This is a genomic window from Mesorhizobium sp. WSM4822, from assembly GCF_055811155.1.
In genome coordinates, this window is sequence record NZ_JBVVQM010000016.1 from 122,046 (window position 1) to 141,352 (window position 19,307).

16 protein-coding genes are annotated in these 19,307 nt (G+C 62.9%); 5 read left to right on the plus strand and 11 right to left on the minus strand.

The genetic code is table 11. The features are described 5' to 3' along the window. Window positions 1-12: 12 nt before the first annotated feature. The 5 genes from AC0L3E_RS29925 to AC0L3E_RS29945 all read right to left on the minus strand — a co-directional run bounded on the left by AC0L3E_RS29925 (window position 13) and on the right by AC0L3E_RS29945 (window position 5,843). Window positions 13-1,200, minus strand: coding sequence for a PLP-dependent transferase (locus AC0L3E_RS29925; protein WP_128308005.1), 1,188 nt, complete (start codon window positions 1,198-1,200; stop codon window positions 13-15). After that, window positions 1,197-1,931: a FadR/GntR family transcriptional regulator gene (locus AC0L3E_RS29930; RefSeq protein ID WP_027036801.1), complete on the minus strand. Its 735-nt coding sequence runs from the start codon at window positions 1,929-1,931 to the stop codon at window positions 1,197-1,199. The genes AC0L3E_RS29925 and AC0L3E_RS29930 overlap by 4 nt, the downstream gene beginning before the upstream one ends. A gap of 139 nt (window positions 1,932-2,070) precedes the next feature. Next, complete coding sequence (locus AC0L3E_RS29935) at window positions 2,071-3,543, minus strand: FAD-dependent monooxygenase (protein WP_473606341.1); 1,473 nt, start codon at window positions 3,541-3,543, stop codon at window positions 2,071-2,073. Between the two features lie 521 nt (window positions 3,544-4,064). Beyond that, on the minus strand, window positions 4,065-5,438 hold the full coding sequence (locus tag AC0L3E_RS29940) for a PleD family two-component system response regulator (protein WP_023810534.1): 1,374 nt from the start codon (window positions 5,436-5,438) through the stop codon (window positions 4,065-4,067). 33 nt (window positions 5,439-5,471) lie between these two features. After that, window positions 5,472-5,843 (minus strand): response regulator, encoded by a 372-nt coding sequence (locus AC0L3E_RS29945; protein WP_013531932.1) that lies wholly within the window; start codon window positions 5,841-5,843, stop codon window positions 5,472-5,474. A gap of 246 nt (window positions 5,844-6,089) precedes the next feature. On the opposite strand from AC0L3E_RS29945, the gene AC0L3E_RS29950 reads away from it, so the two are divergent. Both AC0L3E_RS29950 and AC0L3E_RS29955 read left to right on the plus strand, forming a co-directional pair. After that, window positions 6,090-6,389, plus strand: a complete 300-nt coding sequence (locus AC0L3E_RS29950; RefSeq protein ID WP_024503583.1) for a DUF3572 domain-containing protein — start codon at window positions 6,090-6,092, stop codon at window positions 6,387-6,389. Next, window positions 6,386-7,039 (plus strand): hypothetical protein, encoded by a 654-nt coding sequence (locus tag AC0L3E_RS29955; RefSeq protein ID WP_128308003.1) that lies wholly within the window; start codon window positions 6,386-6,388, stop codon window positions 7,037-7,039. Before AC0L3E_RS29950 ends, AC0L3E_RS29955 begins: the two co-directional genes overlap by 4 nt. A gap of 16 nt (window positions 7,040-7,055) precedes the next feature. Here AC0L3E_RS29955 and AC0L3E_RS29960 read toward each other — a convergent pair whose 3' ends face one another. Further along, window positions 7,056-8,579 carry a hypothetical protein gene (locus tag AC0L3E_RS29960; protein ID WP_128308002.1) on the minus strand — a complete coding sequence of 508 codons (1,524 nt, stop codon included), beginning with the start codon at window positions 8,577-8,579 and terminating at the stop codon, window positions 7,056-7,058. A 171-nt stretch (window positions 8,580-8,750) separates the two neighbouring features. After that, the gene (locus AC0L3E_RS29965) at window positions 8,751-9,326 is read right to left on the minus strand and encodes a GNAT family N-acetyltransferase (RefSeq protein WP_473606342.1); all 576 of its coding nucleotides are present in this window, start codon (window positions 9,324-9,326) and stop codon (window positions 8,751-8,753) included. A gap of 65 nt (window positions 9,327-9,391) precedes the next feature. On the opposite strand from AC0L3E_RS29965, the gene AC0L3E_RS29970 reads away from it, so the two are divergent. After that, window positions 9,392-10,720, plus strand: a complete 1,329-nt coding sequence (locus AC0L3E_RS29970; RefSeq protein WP_128308000.1) for a DNA polymerase IV — start codon at window positions 9,392-9,394, stop codon at window positions 10,718-10,720. Here the strand turns inward: AC0L3E_RS29970 and AC0L3E_RS29975 are convergent. After that, entirely contained in the window at window positions 10,717-11,223 is a 507-nt protein-coding gene (locus tag AC0L3E_RS29975; protein ID WP_128307999.1) for a hypothetical protein, read from the minus strand. The genes AC0L3E_RS29970 and AC0L3E_RS29975 overlap by 4 nt on opposite strands. Window positions 11,224-11,420: 197 nt before the next feature. Here AC0L3E_RS29975 and AC0L3E_RS29980 point away from each other — a divergent pair, with 197 nt between their 5' ends. Beyond that, window positions 11,421-12,302 (plus strand): DMT family transporter, encoded by an 882-nt coding sequence (locus AC0L3E_RS29980; RefSeq protein ID WP_127269138.1) that lies wholly within the window; start codon window positions 11,421-11,423, stop codon window positions 12,300-12,302. 11 nt (window positions 12,303-12,313) lie between these two features. Here AC0L3E_RS29980 and AC0L3E_RS29985 read toward each other — a convergent pair whose 3' ends face one another. The 3 genes from AC0L3E_RS29985 to AC0L3E_RS29995 all read right to left on the minus strand — a co-directional run bounded on the left by AC0L3E_RS29985 (window position 12,314) and on the right by AC0L3E_RS29995 (window position 18,832). Next, window positions 12,314-13,117, minus strand: a complete 804-nt coding sequence (locus AC0L3E_RS29985; RefSeq protein ID WP_128307998.1) for a potassium channel family protein — start codon at window positions 13,115-13,117, stop codon at window positions 12,314-12,316. A gap of 67 nt (window positions 13,118-13,184) precedes the next feature. Then, window positions 13,185-16,712: a DNA polymerase III subunit alpha gene (gene dnaE / locus AC0L3E_RS29990; RefSeq protein ID WP_473606343.1), complete on the minus strand. Its 3,528-nt coding sequence runs from the start codon at window positions 16,710-16,712 to the stop codon at window positions 13,185-13,187. A 107-nt stretch (window positions 16,713-16,819) separates the two neighbouring features. After that, window positions 16,820-18,832, minus strand: a complete 2,013-nt coding sequence (locus tag AC0L3E_RS29995) for an acetyl-CoA carboxylase biotin carboxylase subunit (protein ID WP_128308432.1) — start codon at window positions 18,830-18,832, stop codon at window positions 16,820-16,822. Window positions 18,833-19,029: 197 nt separating this feature from the next. Here AC0L3E_RS29995 and AC0L3E_RS30000 point away from each other — a divergent pair. Then, window positions 19,030-19,307: alcohol dehydrogenase catalytic domain-containing protein (locus AC0L3E_RS30000; RefSeq protein ID WP_473606345.1), on the plus strand; the 278-nt coding region annotated here is incomplete at its 3' end.

Sequence of the window (19,307 nt, forward strand, 5' to 3'; positions counted from 1 at the left end):
TGAACCCGCTTGTTATTTTCTGGCTTTTTCGAAGGCCTGGGCCACGTCGGCCCACAGGTCTTCGACACTCTCCAATCCGACATTGAAGCGGATGGTTCGGGGGCTGACGCCGAAGCGCGCCATCGAATTCAGGCCCGGCGTCTGCTCCAGCGACGCCTTGGCCGGTACGACCAGGCTTTCATGCCCGCCCCAGCTGACGCCGATGCGGAAATATTTCAGCGCGTCGACGAAGACGGGGATGTCGATATCGTCCGTCACCTCGAAGGAGAACAGCCCGGCATAGCCGGCCAGCGTCGCCTTGCCCGGATGGTTCGAATAGACGGGGTGGTTGACCCGCTCGACATCGGCATGCGCCTTCAGCCGTTCGGCGATGGTCAGGCCGCTCTTCATGTGGTGCGGCAGGCGCAGCGGCAGCGTGCGCAGGCCGCGCAGCAACAGCCAGGCCTCGAATGGCGACAGCTTGCCGCCGAGATAGGAATAGGTCTGCTCGTTGATGTGCCTGATATGAGCGGCCGAACCCGCGACGACGCCAGCGACGGTGTCGCTGTGGCCGCCAAGGTATTTCGAGGCCGAATGCAGCACCAGATCGACGCCATGCATGATCGGCTTCTGGAAGACCGGCGTCGCCCAGGAATTGTCGATGGTGGTGACGATGCCCTGCTCCTTGGCCAGCCGTGTCAGATGCACGATGTCCTGCAGCTCGAACATCATCGAGGTCGGGCTTTCCAGATACAGCAGCTTGGCGCCGGGAAGTGCCGCTGCCACCGCATCCGGGTCGGAGCCGTCGACATAATCGACCTTGATGTTGAGCCGCGGCAACAGCCGCTCGAACAAACGGTAGGCATCGCCATAGCAATTGCGCACCGCCACGATGCGCTCGCCTGCCCCAACGAACGCAAGCACCGTGGCGCTGATCGCCGCCATGCCGCTGGAAAAGCCGCGCGCGGCTTCTGCGCCCTCAAGCGCTGCCACGCGCGCCTCGAACTCCATCACCGTGGGATTGTCGCCACGCGAATAGATCGGCTGCTTCCGTTTGCCGGCAAAGGTATCGGCCATCTCGGCATAGCTGGCGAAGGTGAACAGCGAGGTCTGGTAGATCGGCGGCACCACCGCACCGCCGGGGAACGGTTCGTCATGCGCCAAGAGTGTCGCCGCCTCGGCGAGATAGTCGTGATCGAAACCGGATGGATGCTCGTTCATGTCTGGCTCGAAAGTTTGAGTTTGGCGGCACCGCGCTTGAGGTCGTCCTCGACGGTGGCGATCAGCTTGAGCGCCTCGGCGCGGGCGCCCTGCGGGTCGCGCGCGGCAATGCATTCGTAGATGGTGCGGTGGTAGGGAAAGCTGGCGTGGCCGAAGTCGCGCACGCCGAGCGGATGCTCCCAGAAGCGGTGGAACAACTCGTACATGGCGGCGATGATCTGCTCGAACAGCGGATTACCCGAGGCCCGGTAGATCGCCTGGTGGAACTCCCAATCCTCTTCCGACGACATGCCGTCGCGCGTGCGGAACGCCTGCTCCATGATGTCGAGCTTGCGCGCGATCTCGGCGATGTCGGCCTGACTGGCGCGTTCGGCGCAAAGAGCTGCGGCCTCCGCCTCCAGCGCGCGGCGGATCTCCATCGTCTGCATCAGGCTGGTGAAATCATTGCCGCCGGCCAGCGTCAGCGGCATGTGCAGCATATCGTGTGAGACAGCCGCCTTGAGATAGGTGCCGCTGCCCTGCCGGCGCTCGACGAGGCCGAGCCCTTCCCAGCGTGTCAGCGCCTCGCGCACGGTGTTGCGGCTGACCTTCAGCCGCTCGGCCAGAATGCGCTCGGTTGGAAGCCGCTCGCCCGGCTGCAAGGCCTCGGCGCGAACAAAGCCCACCAAGGCCTTCAGCACGGCGTCGTCGCGCGCCGTGGTCTGAATGGGTGGCAGGCTGTTCTGGTCCACAAATCCTCCAAGTGGTCCAATGGTCCAACCAATTTCTGCACAGAAGGAAACTCCTGTCAACCAACTGTCAGGAGCACTGTCGGAGGGAGGAGCGCAATACTCTCAAGGCGATCGCGCGGTCGCACTTCGATCGTGTCTGCTAACCTGCGGTGGCAGGCGGCCCGAACCAGGTGGTCAGCGCGTCCACCAGGCCCTGTTGGGTTCCCGCCCCGGCCCAAGCCACATAACCATCGGGCCGGATCAAGACCGCGTCGGGCGAAACGACCGTCCCGAGAGCCGGGAGGTCCGAGATACCGGCGTAACCGGCGTCGATCTGCCGGACCCGATCAGCCCAGGGCGCGATGTCCAGCCTGCCGGGCTCACCGAGGCTGAGCAGCACGGGCCGCGCGTCGTGCAGCAAGGTGAAGACCCGCAACAGTCCGCCGGCGGTGGCCAGATCAAGATCGGGTATTCGCCGCCCAAGCAGTGGATGCCCCTCGCCAAGGTCGTAATGAACACCCAGACCAGACATCTCCGCGGCGATTTTCTTGCGAGCTTCATCCATGCCGAGCAACTCGGCAACGGTATCGGCCAAGGCCTTGCTGCGGTCATCCGTGCGGCGAAGCGCAACCTGCGCCATCGTGTTGCGCAACACGCGGGCGGCGACCGGATGGCGCTCGGCGTGATAGCTTTCGAGCAGGCTTTGCGGCGATGTCCCCTTGATGATTTGGGCCAGCTTCCATCCAAGGTTCACCGCATCCTGCACGCCGATGTTGAGGCCCTGTCCGCCCATCGGCGGATGGATGTGCGCGGCATCACCCGCCAGCAGCACGCGCCTGTCGCGATATGCGGTGGCCTGGCGCGTCATGTCGGTGAAGCGGGAGAGCCAGGTCGGGCTGTGGACCCCGAAGTCGGTGCCGTAGATCACAGTCAGCGCCTCGCTGAGCTCGCGCAGGGTCGGTTCGCCGCGCGCCTCCAGGCGGGGCTCCGTCAGCACGACGCCAACCTTCTTGCCACCCTCGATCTTACCCAGAGCATGAATTCCGGAGGCGTTGCTGCGGAAGCCCCATGCCGGTTCTTCCGACATTTCGACCTCGGCAATCATCCAGCTCATCGTCGGATCCCATCCGGCGAACTCGATACCGGTCGCCTTGCGAATGGTGCTGCGGCCTCCGTCGCACCCGACCAGATATGCGGCCCTCAGGCGGTGACCGGTGGACAGTTCGACATCGACGCCGCTGTCGTCCTGGGCAAACCCCGCAACCTCGTGTTCACGATAGATCGGCACCTTCAACTCGCCGACCCAGTCGGCCAGGATGCGCTCGATGTGGTTTTGCCGCAGTGCCAGCAGATAATTGTGGCGCGTGGGAAAATCGCTGATGCCTAACCGGATCATGTGGAAGCCCACGGACGGCGATATCTGTCCCTGTGAAAGAAACCGATCCACAATTCCGCGCTGGTCGAGCACCTCAAGAGTGCGCGCATGCAGGCCGCCTGCGCGCAATCCTGCCAGTTTCTGATCCGGTCGCCTTTCGAAAATGGCAACGTCCACGCCTGCCAGCGCCAGTTCGCCTGCCAGCATCAATCCCGTCGGACCACCCCCGGCGATCACAACCGCATGATCTGAAATCATTATCATAACTCCCGTTTTCCGCACCCTGGCTTGGGTCGCGGTTTTACGGGAGGAGCCGGGTCTTGCCGCAAGCCCCTTGTGCGCCATATCTATGAAATGGAAGGGGTGCTCTTCCCCTCATCGTTGGCTGCTCTCACAGCGAAGCTGTGTTGGAACGGCTAGAACGGGTGTTCCGATTCACATGCAAAAACGCAGATTCCTCCGTGCTTTGGCACGGAGTTCTGATGTTCTTTTGGAGAGAAGGGGGCCGGTCGGCGTTTGGCAGCGGTACGAGGAGGCCACTATGTGCCAGCGCCGGCCGGCCGACCCCACGGACCCAGGAGATGCGGCGGACCTGAGCATCATGGGGTATTCCCAGGATCGGAGCCGGTTTTCTATCCTCGTGCCGGCTTCGTCTTGGCCTGCACAGTTGCGCAAGAGCTTATGAAAATCAACAGTTTCTTAACCAAGGCTCGCGAATCGCTTGGATTAAGGTAAACGGGTAACCCTGTCGGGTTGACAGGATAATCGGGGCTGGATCGCTACGCCGCCTTGGCGACGACGCGATTTCGGCCGCCGCTTTTGGCTTCGTAGAGCGCGAGATCGGCACGCTTCATCAGCGCCGCCACCGTGTCCACGCCCTTCAGCACCGACGACACGCCGACGCTGACCGTGACTTCGATCGCCTTGCCGTCCTGCCCGATGGCGAAAGCCGCCTGGGCGATTTCGGCGCGAATGCGCTCGGCTACCTTCTCGGCCACCGCGCCCTCGGTGTCCGGCATCACCACGACGAACTCCTCCCCGCCAAAGCGGCAGGCAAGGTCGATACCCCTGACATTCTTGCGCAGCCGTCGTGCGAATTCCCGCAGAACCTCGTCGCCGCCGTCATGACCGTGCGCATCGTTGATCGCCTTGAAGCGGTCGAGGTCGGTGATCATCACCGACAGCGGCCGGCGCCGCGCCACGGCGCGATCGAACAGCGTCTGCAGGTGGCTGTCCAGATAGCGGCGGTTGTGCAGCCCTGTCAGTCCATCGGTCACCGCCATTTCGATGGTCTGGGTGACGCTGGCGCGCAGCTGGTCGTTGTAACGCTTGCGGCGCACCTGGGTGCGCAGCCGCGCCGTCAACTCCTGCTGGTCGATCGGCCGCATCAGATAATCATTGATGCCGAGTTCGAGGCCGCGGATGATGCGTTCCTCCTCGCCCTCCTCCGCCAACAGGATGATCGGCACGAAACGGGTGCGATCGAGCGAGCGCAACTGCGAACAGAGCCTCAGCGGATCGAAATCGGCGAACGCGGTCGAGATCATCACGCATTCATAGGACGTCTCGGCGGCCTGGAAGAAACCGGCATGCGGATCATGTGTGACGTCGAGATCGGCCCGGTCGCGCAGCATCTTCTGGATGCGCTCGACGGATGATTTGCGTTCGTCGATCAAAAGCACCTTGGGCGTCGTGTCCTCGGATGCGAAATTGCGGCTGAGCAACTCCTCGATGCCGATGTTGCGCGTCGTCGAGGCGCGCAGCCGCAACTCGTCGGTCAGCGACTTCAGGCGAACTAGGCTCTTGACGCGCGTCATAAGCTGCAGGTCGTTGACCGGCTTGGTCAGGAAGTCGTCGGCACCGGCCTCGAGCCCGCGGACGCGGTCGGAGACCTGATCGAGCGCGGTGATCATCACCACCGGAATGTGCGATGTCGCCGGATCGCTCTTCAGCCGCCGACAGACCTCGAAGCCGTCCATGTCCGGCATCATCACGTCGAGCAGCACGACATCGACCTTGCCGTTCTCACAGGTCTCGATCGCATCCGGCCCGTTGGTGGCGGTCAGCACTTCGAAATATTCGGCCAGCAGCCGCACTTCCAGCAGCCGCACATTGGCAGGGATATCGTCGACGACGAGGATCCGCGCAGTCATTTCACAAGGCTCCGGCTCGGCTGAAGGGGCACATCACGCATCGCCCAGATAGGATTTGATGGTTTCGATGAAACGCGGCACCGAGATCGGCTTAGAAATATAAGCCTCGCAGCCGCCCTGGCGGATACGTTCCTCGTCGCCCTTCATGGCGAAGGCGGTCACCGCAATGACCGGGATGACGTGCAGTTCGTCGTCTTCCTTCAGCCATTTGGTCACTTCAAGCCCCGACACTTCAGGCAATTGGATATCCATCAGGATCAGATCCGGCCGGTGCTGGCGCGCCAAATCGAGCGCTTCCAGACCGTTTCGGGTGCGCACGGTCTCGTAACCGCTTGCCTCGATGAGGTCCCGAAAGAGCTTCATATTGAGCTCATTGTCTTCGACGATCATAACCTTCTTCGGCATCGATTTCCCGTCCCGGCTGCCCTTCCGCTTCGAAGGCAACCGTCATGCGCCCATGTCTGAACGCATCAAACCCTGCTTCACTTTACGGCAATATGATTGACGAAACGGAAATCCGCGGCTGGAAAACAGCGCGAATTCCACCTCGTCCCCTGCGCGTCCAAAGGGCGCGCCACGCTCTAATGGCTTGCCGCAAGCAACTCTTGCCATTACTGCGGGAGAGACTCATTCCACACACCGAAGGTAGTGATGGCAAACGCAGCGTCAATGCGCGAAGAAGCGGAATCGATTGCCGTGAAGGCCCTGGGCTTCGTCGCCTCCGATCCGGAGCTTCTGCCGCGCTTTCTGGCAATCACCGGCATAGAGGTCCATTCGATCCGCAAAGCCGCCAGCGAGCCGGGTTTTCTGGCCGGTGTCCTGCAGTTCATCCTCGCCCACGAGCCGACTCTGATGCGCTTTGCCGAGGAAACCGGCACCCCGCCGGCGGCTGTCGGCAAAGCCTTGCGGTCGCTGCCGCTGGGCGACGACAACCACGAGCATTCCATATGAGCGATGATCCGGAAACCGCGCGCCAGATCGAAGAACTGGCAGCCGACGACCGACCCTTGCTTGTCCTCGATGTCGACGATGTCGTGCTCGAATTCATCCGACCGTTTCCGAATTTCCTCAAGGCGCGCGGCTATGGCCTGACGCTGGCCTCGTTCCGGCTGACCGGCAACATCGCAGAGACCGCCAGCGGCCGCCTGATCGAACAGCCCGAAGTCACGGCACTGCTGGCCGATTTCTTTGACGCGCAAGCCGATTGGCAAAACATTACTGACGGCGCGGCAGAAGCCCTGGCAGGGCTTGGCGATCGCGCGGAAATCATCTTGCTGACGGCCATGCCGCACAAACACCGTGCCGTGCGTCGCGTCCATCTCGAGGCGCTTGGGCTGAGTTACCCGCTTCTGACCACTGAAATGGCCAAAGGACCGGCAGTGGCCAAGCTTCGCGGCAAGGCCGGCCGACCGGTGGTCTTCGTCGACGATCAGCCGCACAATCTGGCGTCGGTACGGGAATCGGTCGCCGACGCCGAACTGTTCCACCTGATGGCCGACAATTCGCTGCGCGCATTCCTGCCGCCGGTGACGGACGATGTGGTCGTCGTCCAGGACTGGCACGAGGCAGCGCCCAAGATCGCAAGCGCGCTGGGGCTCTGAACTCCAGCTTCAGGGTTCAGTTCGCACCTGCGCCGCCGCTGTCGTCTCCGCTGTCATCGGCGCCGTCACCATCATCCATGCTGTCGTCCACGGCCGGATCGGCGGGCTTCAGCATGACGCCATTGACGGTGACCGAGCCATCGGCCTTGGCATTGACGATCCATTCCAGCCGGCCATCGGGCAGCGTCTTGCCAAAGCCCTTCGCCATGAGAGCGACTGGCACGTATTGGCCAACCTCCGGTTCCGACTTTGCCGCTTCCTGCAGGCCTTCGACAAGCTTGTCGAAGCCGGCGACATCGACGGTTACGCTTCCTTCGGGCTTTTCGCCTGGGAATGTCATCTCGCCTTCCAGCGCGATCTCCGTGTCCTTGTTCTTTACGGTGCTGTGGCCAAGCACGACCTTCGGCATCTTGGCCAAGAAGTCGACTTTAAGCTGCTCGCCGAATTCGGCCGACAGAGGGGGATTCTTATTGAGATCAAAGGCTTCGATCGCCTTCTTCGCCATGCTGTCGAGATCGATATTGGCGCCGCCAAAGTTCAAATCGACATCGGTGGGCAACAACCCCACGCTCCAGCTCGGCAGAAGCTGGGTCGGCACGGTCAGCCCCGATGCCTTGATGCCGTACGTGATCGTGCCGTTCTGGGCGACGCCATCGGTGCCGAACACGGTGCTGAGCTGGGTGGCGCCGAAATTGCCGACCGGGCTTTCCACCGCAAAATCCTTGAAACCGTAGGTCCCGTCGATACGCTGCCAAAGCGGCAAGGCGGCGAGCAGAAGCGATTTGAGCTGCGCCTGGTTGGCCTTCAGCGTCGCCTCGTCCTCGTTGGCCACCGCAAAGGCCAGGAGATCGAGCAATGGCTTGGTCCGCACGCCCTTGCCGCTGGCTTCGACCGACAGTTCAGGCGACCTGACGGTGACCGGGAATTTCAGCCCGCTCTCGGGGTCATCGAAATTGATCGCTTCGACAAAACTCGACACCTTCTGCGAGGTTGTGAAATCGACGCCCCCGGTCGCCGACTTGGTCGCGGCAACGGTCGCGATGCCGGCGCCCGTGCTGGCTTCCATGTGCTGCTTGGCATCCTTCGATGCCATCGTCATGCCGGCCATCGAGCTGGTGCCGCTGGTGAAGGCCGCCAGATTTGGATCGTAGACGCCCGAACCCTTGCCGTCCTTGATCGAAAACTGAGTGCTTTGCAGCCCCTCGGGTCCGTTGAACTCGAAGGAGGCAGTTTGGGAGAAATCCATGGAGACATCCCAGGACCCGTCGCTGCGCGGCTTGACCATCAGGGCATAGGGCGCGAAGTCGAACTTCAGCAGTTTCTGGTCCGGAAACGATGCCGCAAGTGCCTTGAAATCGAACAGGATCCTGTAGGCGCCACCTTCAAGCGAAACTTTCAAAATGCCTTTGTCGATGGCCTGCTTGCCGACATAGCGGGACAAGTCGTCGGATAATTGCTTCGCACCCTGACTGTCGACGGTCTGACCGAACGCAGGCGCGCTCAACGCAAGGAGGAAAACGAATGGCAGGGCACGGTTCACGCGAATTCTCCGTTTGACCTAATGCATGTCGCCCAAAGTGGGTCCCGGTTTGGGAGAACGACATGCATAAACAAAACCCCAAAGCGCATGCGCTTTAGAAGGGACGTCCGTCTGGTATGAAATTACTGCTGCAACCGCAAGGTGAGATCAACAAGCCACGAGCGGACCTCATCAAAGCACCAGCCGCATCAGCGGGCGGCCCGCCTTGCGTTCCACCAGCCGCTCGAAACCCGCCTTCTCGAAGACCCGTGACGAACCGACGAACAGGCCGATCGAGCGCGAATCGCGAGACAGGTCCATCGGGCACGCCTCGAGCAGCCGGGCTCCATTCTGGCGGGCGAAATCGATGCCGCCTTCGACGAGGCGATGCGTGATGCCCCTGCCGCGGGCCTTGACGCGGATGAAGAAGCAGGAGATCGCCCAGACGCCCGGATCCGCTCCGTCGGCAGGATCGACCGGTGCCGAGCCCCTGCCCTGATTGTTCCATTCGGGCACGTCGGCGCGCGGTCCGATCTGCATCCAGCCGACCGCCTGACCGTCCTCGAATGCCAGCAGTCCGGGCGGCGGGCCGGCCTCGATACGCGCCTTGATGTGGTCCTTGTTGCGTTCCCGGCTGCTCTCGCGCCGCACCGCCGGCGCCAGCCGGAAATGCGTGCACCAGCAGCCGTAGCAGGCGCCTTGCTTGCCGAAGAGATCCTCGAATTCAGCCCAAAGCTCGGGTGCAAGTGGCGCTATGGTCGTGCTCATGCGTTCTCCCCAGGCCAGCCTTGTCGCTGGCCTTGCACTGTCGTACCATTGCATCTGTTCTCTTTATGTTCGCAGCGATGGCGGCCCCTGTCAACAATCCCGATCACGGTTTTTGCCGCGACTGCCTGACGTTTCAGCGCAGCCAGGCGCGCCGCTGCGAGCGCTGCGGCAGCCCGCGGCTTGCGCGCCATCCAGAGCTTTACCGGCTGCATCTGGCCCATATCGATTGCGACGCCTTCTATGCGGCGATCGAAAAGCGCGACAATCCGGCGCTCAAGGACAAGCCGCTGATCATCGGCGGCGGCAAGCGCGGCGTCGTCTCCACCGCATGCTATATCGCCCGCATCCAAGGCGTGCGCTCGGCCATGCCGATGTTCAAGGCGCTCGAAGCCTGCCCGGAGGCGGTGGTCATCAGCCCCAACATGGAAAAATACGTGCGCGTCGGCCGCGAAGTGCGCGCCATGATGCAAGCGCTGACACCGCTGGTCGAGCCGCTGTCGATCGACGAGGCGTTTCTCGACCTCGCCGGCACCGAACGGCTGCACGGCCTGCCGCCCGCTGTGGTGCTGGCGCGCTTCGCGCAGGCCGTCGAGAAGGAGATCGGCATCACCGTTTCGGCCGGCCTGTCCTATTGCAAGTTCCTCGCCAAGATTGCGTCTGACTTTCGCAAGCCGCGCGGTTTCTCGGTCATCGGCGAGGCCGAGGCAGTCGGCTTCCTCTCGGCGCAGCCGGTGACCATGATCTGGGGTGTCGGAAAGGCATTCAACGCCACGCTGGAGCGTGACGGCATCCGCACTATCGGCCAGTTGCAGCAGATGGATCGCGGCGACCTGATGCGCCGCTACGGCACGATGGGCGACCGGCTCTACCACCTTTCGCGCGGCGAGGACGTCCGCCGCGTCGATCCCGACCAGGATGCCAAGAGCGTATCGGCCGAAACCACCTTCGACACCGACATCGCGTCGCTGGAGGAACTGGTCGCGGTTCTCAGGGGTCTTTCGGAAAAGGTCTCGGCACGGCTGAAAAAATCAGGCATTGCCGGGCGCACCGTGGTGCTGAAGCTGAAGACCCAGGATTTCAAGCTGCGCACGCGCAATCGCCAGCTCGGCGATCCGACCCGGCTCGCCGACCGCATCTTTCAGACCGGGGTGGAGCTTCTGCGCAAGGAAACCGACGGCACGAAGTATCGGCTGCTTGGCATCGGCGTCAGCGACCTCTCGGACGACGACAAGGCCGACCCGCCCGATCTGGTCGACATCCAATCGCGCAAGCGCGCCATGGCCGAAGGCGCCATCGACGCCCTGCGCGACAAGTTCGGCCGCAAGGCGGTGGAAACCGGCTACACATTCGGCAAGGGCCGCCACACCCATCCGCCGGAGCCGCTCGAGGATTAGGTGCGCTGCAGATCAATCCTGCTCGTCACCACGCTCTTGCCGGTTTTCGGGTCGGTGTCGATGACGGTCAGCCGCATGCCGTTCTCGCCGCGTTTCTCGACCTTCATCTGCGCCTTTCGGTCGCCATTGACCTCCTTGGCCCAGCGAATGCCCAGGTTGATCGCGTTGCCCGAACGGCTGCCGTTAAGCTGCGCCGGTCCCGTGCGAGAGCCGACATAGGTGCCGCTGTATTTGGCACCGCTGGCCTTCAGGTCCGCGCTGATGGCGCGCGTGACCACGACAAGTCCCCGGCAATTGCCGTCGAGCGACAGGGAGGTCGATGTCGCGTTCGAGCTGAACGTGCAGGACACGTTCACGGTCGGCGCATCGGTGGTGACCTTGACGATACCCTTGCCGGCGAAATTGCCCTTGAACGCCTGGAGAAATTGGGCCTCGTCGGCATGTGCCGCGCCTGCCGCAACCAATAAGCCGCCGGTAAGCGCGAATTGCGCGAAGGATCTCATTGAAGCTCTCCTTGTCGATCTTGAAAAAGGCGGGACGGTCCGCGAGCACGGCTGACCACCGGAACTCAACGCCACTTGCCGTTTCAGGTTCCGCCCGCCACACGACTGTTTTACCACACCCAGCCAGTCGCGACTGGCCCAGAAGAATGCCTTGTGTAGCGATTGCGGCAGAAGCCCTCGCCTGCGACATAGCGCGAATGGCACCCACCCCCTCGATCCCCAAGGCCGCGTTCTGGATGGCACTGTCGATCGCTTCCTTCCTTGGGATGACGGTCGCCGGCCGAGCCACGACAGCGGAGCTCAACGTCTTCCAGGTGCTTGAGTTGCGCTCTGTGATCGGCTTCTTCATCCTTCTGCCGCTGGTGATGATGAGTGGCGGTTTTCGAGCCATGCGCACGCAGCGCCCCATTGCCCATATCGCCCGCAACGTCATCCATTACACGGGCCAGGCGGCCTGGCTCTACGCCCTCACTTTGATCCCGCTGGCGGTGCTGATCTCGATCGAATTCACCACGCCGATCTGGACAGCTATCCTGGCGGTGATTTTTCTGGGCGAAAGGCTGAACCGGCCCAAGCTGGCAGCGATCGGGCTGGGGCTGATCGGCGTGGTGATCATCGTGCGCCCCGGTGTCGGCTCGGTCGACCCTGGACATCTCGTCGTGCTGGGTGCCGCGGCCTGCTTCGGCATCTCGGTGGTCACGATCAAATCGCTGACCCGGACTGACAGCGTCGTGCGCATCATCTGCTGGATGCTGATTATCCAGTCGATGGTCGGTCTCATCCCGGCGCTCTATACGTGGCGCAATCCGCCACTGGAGCTATGGCCGTGGATCGTGCTGATCGCTTTCACCGGCATGTCGTCGCATTTCTGTATGGCCCGCGCGCTTGGCTATGCCGATGCGACCATCGTCTCGCCGATGGATTTTCTGCGCGTGCCGCTATCGGCGCTGATTGGCTGGCTGCTCTATAGCGAGCAGATCGATGCCTTCACCGCCGGCGGCGCGCTGCTGATACTGATGGGCAATCTGCTCAATCTTCAGCGCAGGGCTATAAAGCCGGCCGAAGTGGCGGCGTCGTAGTACGCCGGCCGTCAGTTCCCTTCGTCGGGTATGTTGAGAAGATGACCGCAGGCTTTGCAATGCACGGCGTCCGGCTCGTGCCGCCGCAAGCCGCACTGCGGACAGGGAAACAAAACCTTGGCTGGCCGGAAGATCGCCTGAGCCAGTCTGACAAACAGCGATATTCCGATGATCATGGTGACGATTGCCGTCAGCTTGCCGGCCATGCCCGGCAGCACGATGTCGCCGAAGCCGGTCGTCGTCACCGTGGCGACGGTGAAATAAAGCGCGTCGATATAGTTTTCCAGGCCGGCGCCAGTGCGGAAGAAGAACGTGTAGACGAAGCCGGTGATGACGAACAGGAAGGTCAAAAGGTTGATGACCGCGTGGCTGGCCTCTCGCCACGGCCGCAGGCCGCGCATCTCCAGATGCCGCCAGAGCGAACCGCTGCGCGACAGCGACCACAGCCGAAGGATGCGCAGGAAGGCGAGATTGGCGAACGCCGTCGGCATCAGCAGCGTCAAAAGGATGAAGACATCGACCCACGACGTCGGCTGCTTCATCAGCCGCAGCATGTTTTTGGAGGCAAGCAGCCGGGCGACCAGGTCCGCGGCGACAAGCGCGGCCGCCGAATAGTCGAGCCAGAGGAATGACGGCTTGTCCTGAAGAACCGGCGTCGCGATGAAGAAGGCGATGATGGCGAGGTCGATGACGACGGCCACCAGTTGGAACCGGAAAGCGGCCGGCGTGCGCCCATGATAGAGCCTGCGCAGCCTGTCACGCAGCCGCGCCAAGGCTGAAACCGCCTGCGACCCGTTCCTCTGCGCCGGCTTCATGCTGACTGCGCTGGCGTTCGCGGCAGCGACCACCCGGCTGACTGCCGCGCGCGAGAAAGAGCGGGGGTCACACCAGCTCCACTTCGACCACGCCCGGCACCGCGCGCATCGCCGAGGCGATCTGCGGCGAAATCCGGTAGCGGTTCGGCAGCTCGATCTCGATTTCGCCCTCGCCTTCGTCCTTGATCAGCACGAAGCTGACCTGCCCCTCGCCCCTGACAGTCAGTTGGCCGGCCAGCGTGTTGATCGGCGAGGCGTTGCGCACGAAGATGCGAAGTGCCTTCTGGATACGGCTTGCCTCGTCCTCCAGCGACTGCACCGAGTTGATGCGCAGATTGACGCCTTCCGGCCTGTCCTCGGCGGCAACGGTGATGACCACGGAGCGGCCGGCCTCGAGCAGATCGCGATATTGCGCCAGTCCTTCGGAAAACAGCACGGCTTCGTACTGGCCGGATGTGTCGGAAAAGGCGATAACGCCCATCTTGTTGCCGGTGCGCGTCTTGCGCTCCTGCTTGGACGTCACCGTGCCGGCCAGACGGCCGGCGGCGGCACCGCGTTTGACGGCCGCCGAAAACTCGGCCCACGTCTGAACCCGCATCTTCTGCAGGGCTGCCTTGTACTCGTCGAGCGGGTGCGCCGAGAGATAGAAGCCGACCACCTGGAATTCACGGTGCAGCCGGTCGGCGGCGAGCCATGGCTCCGTCGCCGGCAGATTGAGTGCCTGCGACTGGGCGCCGAGCGAAGCGCCGAAGATGTCGTGCTGGCCGGAAACCGCGTTCTGCTGCGCCAGCGACGCCAGTCCCATCATGCGTTCCACGCCCGCCATCATCGATGCGCGGTCGTGGCCGAAGCAATCGAGCGCGCCGGCCATGATCAGGCTTTCGAAGACGCGCTTGCCGACGATCTTGGGATCGACCCGCTCGCAGAAATCGGCGAGGTTCTTGAACGGCTTTTCGCCACGCTGGGCAACGATGTGCTCGACCGCCGCATCGCCGACGCCCTTGAGCGCTGCCAGCGAATAGTAGATGCGGTTCTCACCGACCTCGAAGGGGCGAAAGCTCGACATCACCGAAGGCGCCAGAACCTCGATGCCAAGGCGCAGCGCGTCCTGGCGGAAATCGGCCAGCTTGTCGGTGTTGCCCATGTCGAGCGTCATCGACGCTGCCAGGAACTCGACCGGATAATGCGCCTTGAGATAGGCGGTCTGGTACGAAACCACCGCATAGGCGGCGGCGTGCGATTTGTTGAAACCATAGTCGGCGAACTTGGCCAGCAGGTCGAAAATGAAATCGGCTTGCGGCTTGCCGACGCCACGCTCGACCGCGCCGGAGACGAAGCGCTCACGCTGCTTGTCCATCTCGGCGCGGATCTTCTTGCCCATGGCGCGGCGCAGCAGATCGGCTTCGCCGAGCGAGTAGCCGGACAGCTCCTGCGCGATCTGCATCACCTGTTCCTGGTAGACGATGACGCCTTGCGTCTCCTTCACCAGATGGTCGATCTTGGGATGGATCGACGCCATCTCCTCCTCGCCATGCTTTCTGGCGTTGTAGGTCGGAATGTTCTCCATCGGACCGGGGCGGTAGAGCGCGACCAGCGCGATGATGTCCTCGATGCAGTCGGGCCGCATGCCGATCAGCGCCTTGCGCATGCCGGCGCTTTCCACCTGGAACACGCCGACCACTTCGCCGCGCGACAGCATAGCGTAAGTCTCGGGATCGTCGAGCGGGATCGTTGCCAGGTCGATCTCGATGCCGCGCCGGCGGATCAGCTTCACAGCCGTTTCCAGCACCGTCAGCGTCTTCAGGCCGAGGAAGTCGAACTTCACCAGCCCGGCCTGCTCAACATATTTCATGTTGAACTGGGTGACGGGCATGTCCGAGCGCGGATCGCGGTACATCGGCACCAGTTCCGACAACGGCCGGTCGCCGATGACGATGCCGGCGGCATGGGTCGAGGCGTGGCGGTAAAGGCCCTCCAGCTTCTGCGCCATGTCGAGCAGCGTCTGGACGATCGGCTCCCTCTCGGCCTCTTCGGCAAAGCGCGGCTCGTTGGCGATGGCGTCGGCGAGCTTGACCGGGTTGGCCGGATTCTGCGGCACCATTTTGGAGAGCTTGTCGACCTGGCCATAGGGCATTTGCAGGACGCGGCCGACGTCGCGCAGCACGGCGCGCGCCTGCAGCGTACCGAAGGTGATGATCTGGCCGACCTGGTCGCGGCCGTATTTCTGCTGGACGTAGCGGATGACCTCCTCGCGCCGATCCTGGCAGAAGTCGATGTCGAAGTCGGGCATCGACACGCGGTCGGGATTGAGGAATCGCTCGAAAAGCAGCGAGAAGCGCAGCGGATCGATGTCGGTGATGGTCGTCGAATAGGCGACCAGCGAGCCTGCGCCCGAACCGCGGCCCGGCCCGACCGGAATGCCCTGCGCCTTGGCCCATTTGATGAAGTCGGCAACGATCAGGAAGTAGCCGGGAAACTTCATCTTGGTGATGATGCCAAGCTCGAAATTCAACCGCTCGCGGTATTGCTCGACCGTGTAGCCCGCAGTCGGGCCATGCATGGCGAGGCGCGCGTCGAGCCCCTCATGCGCCTGGCGGGCCAGTTCGTCGGCTTCCGCCTGCACGGCGGCGTCATTGTCAGCGACATCGCCGCCGGTGAAGCGCGGCAGGATCGGATTGCGGTTTTTGGGATAATAGGAGCAGCGCAGCGCGATCTCGACAGTGTTGTCGATCGCTTCTGGCAGATCGGCAAAGAGCCTGGCCATATCGGCCTGGCTGCGCAGGAAATTGTCCGGCGACAGCCGGCGACGATTGTCGGCGGCGACCACCGATCCTTCGGCGATGGCGATCAGCGCGTCATGTGCGTCATAATCGTCACGAGAGGAAAAGAACGCCTCGTTGGTGGCGACCAGGGGCAGTTCATGGGCGTAGGCCAGATCGATCGAGGACTTTTCAATCACGCGATCATAACCGGAAACCCGGTCCAACTCGACATAGAGCCGGTCGCCGAACATTGCCTTGAGGGTTAAAAGCCGGGCTTCGGCCAGATCGCGGCGATCTTCCTTGAGCGCGGTGCCGATCGGTCCGCGCGGCCCACCGCTGAGGCAGATCAACCCGTCACAAAAGCCTTCCATCATTTCGGTGGTCAGGTGCACGGCTTCGCCTGGCGGCGTTTCGAGGTAGACGCGGCTGACCAGCCTGACCAGATTGGAATAGCCGGCCTCGGTCGCGGCAAGCAGGACGACCGGCCGCATATCGGGACCTTGCCGTCGGCGGTCGCGCTGGCCATCGCTGTTTTCGCCGGAAAAGGCGAGCGCCGTCTGGCAGCCGATAATCGGCTGGATGCCGTCCTTCACCGCCTTCTGCGCGAATTCCAGTGCGCCGAACAGATTGTTGGTGTCGGTGACGGCGATAGCCGGGGCTTCGTCCTTGACCGCATGAGCCACCACCTTGCCGATCTGCAAGGCGCCTTCCAGCAGGGAATAGGCCGAATGCACGCGCAAATGGACGAAGGGCCGCGCCGGGGCCTCCGGCCGCGCCGCAGCAATCGCTGCTTCGCGCTTCAGGGGATCGCGGGGAAGTTTTTCGTCGGCCATGGTGCTGTGTGAAGGTCCTTGAGTCGATGGAGATGTATTGTCCGGGACCGCGCCATGCCAGTCCAGCACAAACCGCTGCTGATCACAGGCTGCCTGCCCGGCCAGCCTTACGCAAACTCCATGATCACCGCGTCGACAGCCAGGCTGTCACCCGGTTTGGCGTTGAGCTTGGAGACGACAAGGTCGCGTTCAGCACGCAGCACGTTTTCCATCTTCATCGCTTCGACCACCGCCAAGGTCTCGCCGGCCTTGACCTCCTGGCCTTCGGCAACGGCAATCGACACGACAAGGCCGGGCATCGGGCAAAGCAGCAGGTTCGACGTGTCCGGCGCCACCTTTTCGGGCATCAGCCTTTCCAGCTCGGCGGTGCGCGGCAGCATGGCGCGCGCGGTCACCGACATGCCTTTCCAGGCTATGCGAAAGCCGTTGGCAACCGGCCTGACCTGAGCCGTAACCTTGCGCTTGCCGACCGTGCCGCGCCAGACCAGGTCGCCCGGCCGCCAGTCTGATGCAACGGTCAACGCCCTGCCGGCCTCGATCGACAGATCGATTTCCATCGGAATGGAAATCATGCCCTCGATAATCGAGGCCGACAGATAGTCATCGCCGATCTTTACCACCCAGTCGCGCTTCAGAGCTCCCGAATGCGGCGCCAGCCGCCCGCCCAGCCGGTCGAGCCGGTCACGGCGCAGCAGTTCCACCGCGGTCGCGATCGACGCCAGCACCGCTTTCTCGTCGTCATTCGGTACGACCGGCCCGAATCCGTCGGGATATTCCTCCGATATGAAAGCGGTCGATATCCGCCCTTCCCGCCAACGCGGATGCTGCATCAAGGCGGCCAGGAACGGAATGTTGTGCTCGATACCGTCGACGACGAAGCTGTCGAGCGCTTCCGACATGGCATCGATGGCCTCCAGACGCGTCGGCGCCCAGGTGCACAGCTTGGCGAGCATCGGATCGTAGAACATCGAGATTTCGGAGCCCTCGGTGACGCCGGTGTCGTTGCGGATGATGACATCGCCGAATTGTCCTTCCTCAGGCGGCCGGTAGCGTGTCAGCCGGCCGATCGACGGCAAGAAGTTGCGGTAGGGATCTTCGGCATAGAGCCGGCTTTCCACTGCCCAGCCGTTCAGCTTGACGTCGCTTTGCTTGATGGCAAGCTTGGCGCCGGCGGCGACGCGGATCATCTGCTCGACCAGATCGATGCCGGTGACGAGCTCCGTCACCGGGTGCTCGACCTGCAATCGTGTATTCATTTCAAGGAAATAGAAGTTCTTGTCCTTGTCGACGATGAATTCGACCGTGCCGGCGCTCTGGTAGTCGACGGCCTTGGCCAGCGCCACCGACTGCTCGCCCATGGCCTTGCGCGTCTCGGCATCCAGGAACGGCGACGGCGCCTCTTCGGCGACCTTCTGGTTGCGTCGCTGGATCGAGCATTCGCGCTCGCCGAGATAGAGCGCATTGCCATGCGCGTCGGCCAGCACCTGAATTTCGATATGGCGCGGATCGACGACGAATTTCTCGATGAAGACACGATCGTCGCCGAACGAACTCTTGGCTTCCGAGCGCGCGCGGTCGAAGCCGTCGCGCACTTCGGCCTCGCTCCAGGCGATGCGCATGCCCTTGCCGCCGCCGCCGGCCGAAGCCTTGATCATCACGGGATAGCCGATTTCGCCGGCAATCTTTTCGGCATGGTCGGCATTCTCGATGACGCCGAGCCAGCCGGGCACGGTGGAAACCTTGGCGGCGTTGGCGAACTTCTTCGATTCGATCTTGTCGCCCATCGCCTTGATGGCCTTGGGCTTCGGGCCGATGAAAATGATGCCTTCCGCTTCCAGCGCTTCGCAGAAGGCCGCCCGCTCTGACAGGAATCCGTAGCCGGGATGCACGGCCTGGGCCCCCGTTTCCTTGCAGGCGGCGATGATCTTTTCCGGGACGAGATAGCTCAGCGCGGCTGGCGAAGGCCCTATATGCACCGCCTCGTCGGCCATCTCGACATGCACGGCATCGCGATCGGCATCGGAATAGACGGCAACCGTGGCGATGCCCATCTTGCGCGCCGTCTTGATGACGCGGCAAGCAATTTCGCCGCGATTGGCGATCAGGATCTTGGTGAACATGCGAAATGTCATCCCTCGGGTCGGCCGTTCCTTTTATGGCCTGTGCTTGCAGGGTCAAGCCGACCATGCAATTCACTGCCTTTCAATCGACTTGCGATTCCAATTCATCGCTGTGGCCCAGTCAGGGAGCCAGCCGCCAGTTGATCGTGTCGGCAAAACCTGAAACCTTGGAAAAAACTCGCATTGGAGGACGTCTGATGAAAACCCGCGCCGCTGTCGCTGTCGCCGCCGGAAAGCCGCTGGAGATCATGGAGGTCGATCTCGACGGCCCACGTGAGGGCGAGGTGCTGGTCGAGATCAAGGCGACCGGCATCTGCCACACCGACGAATTCACGCTGTCGGGCGCCGATCCGGAAGGTCTGTTTCCGGCCATCCTCGGCCATGAGGGCGCCGGCGTCGTCGTCGATATCGGCAAGGGCGTCACCTCGCTCAAGAAGGGCGACCACGTCATCCCGCTCTACACGCCCGAATGCCG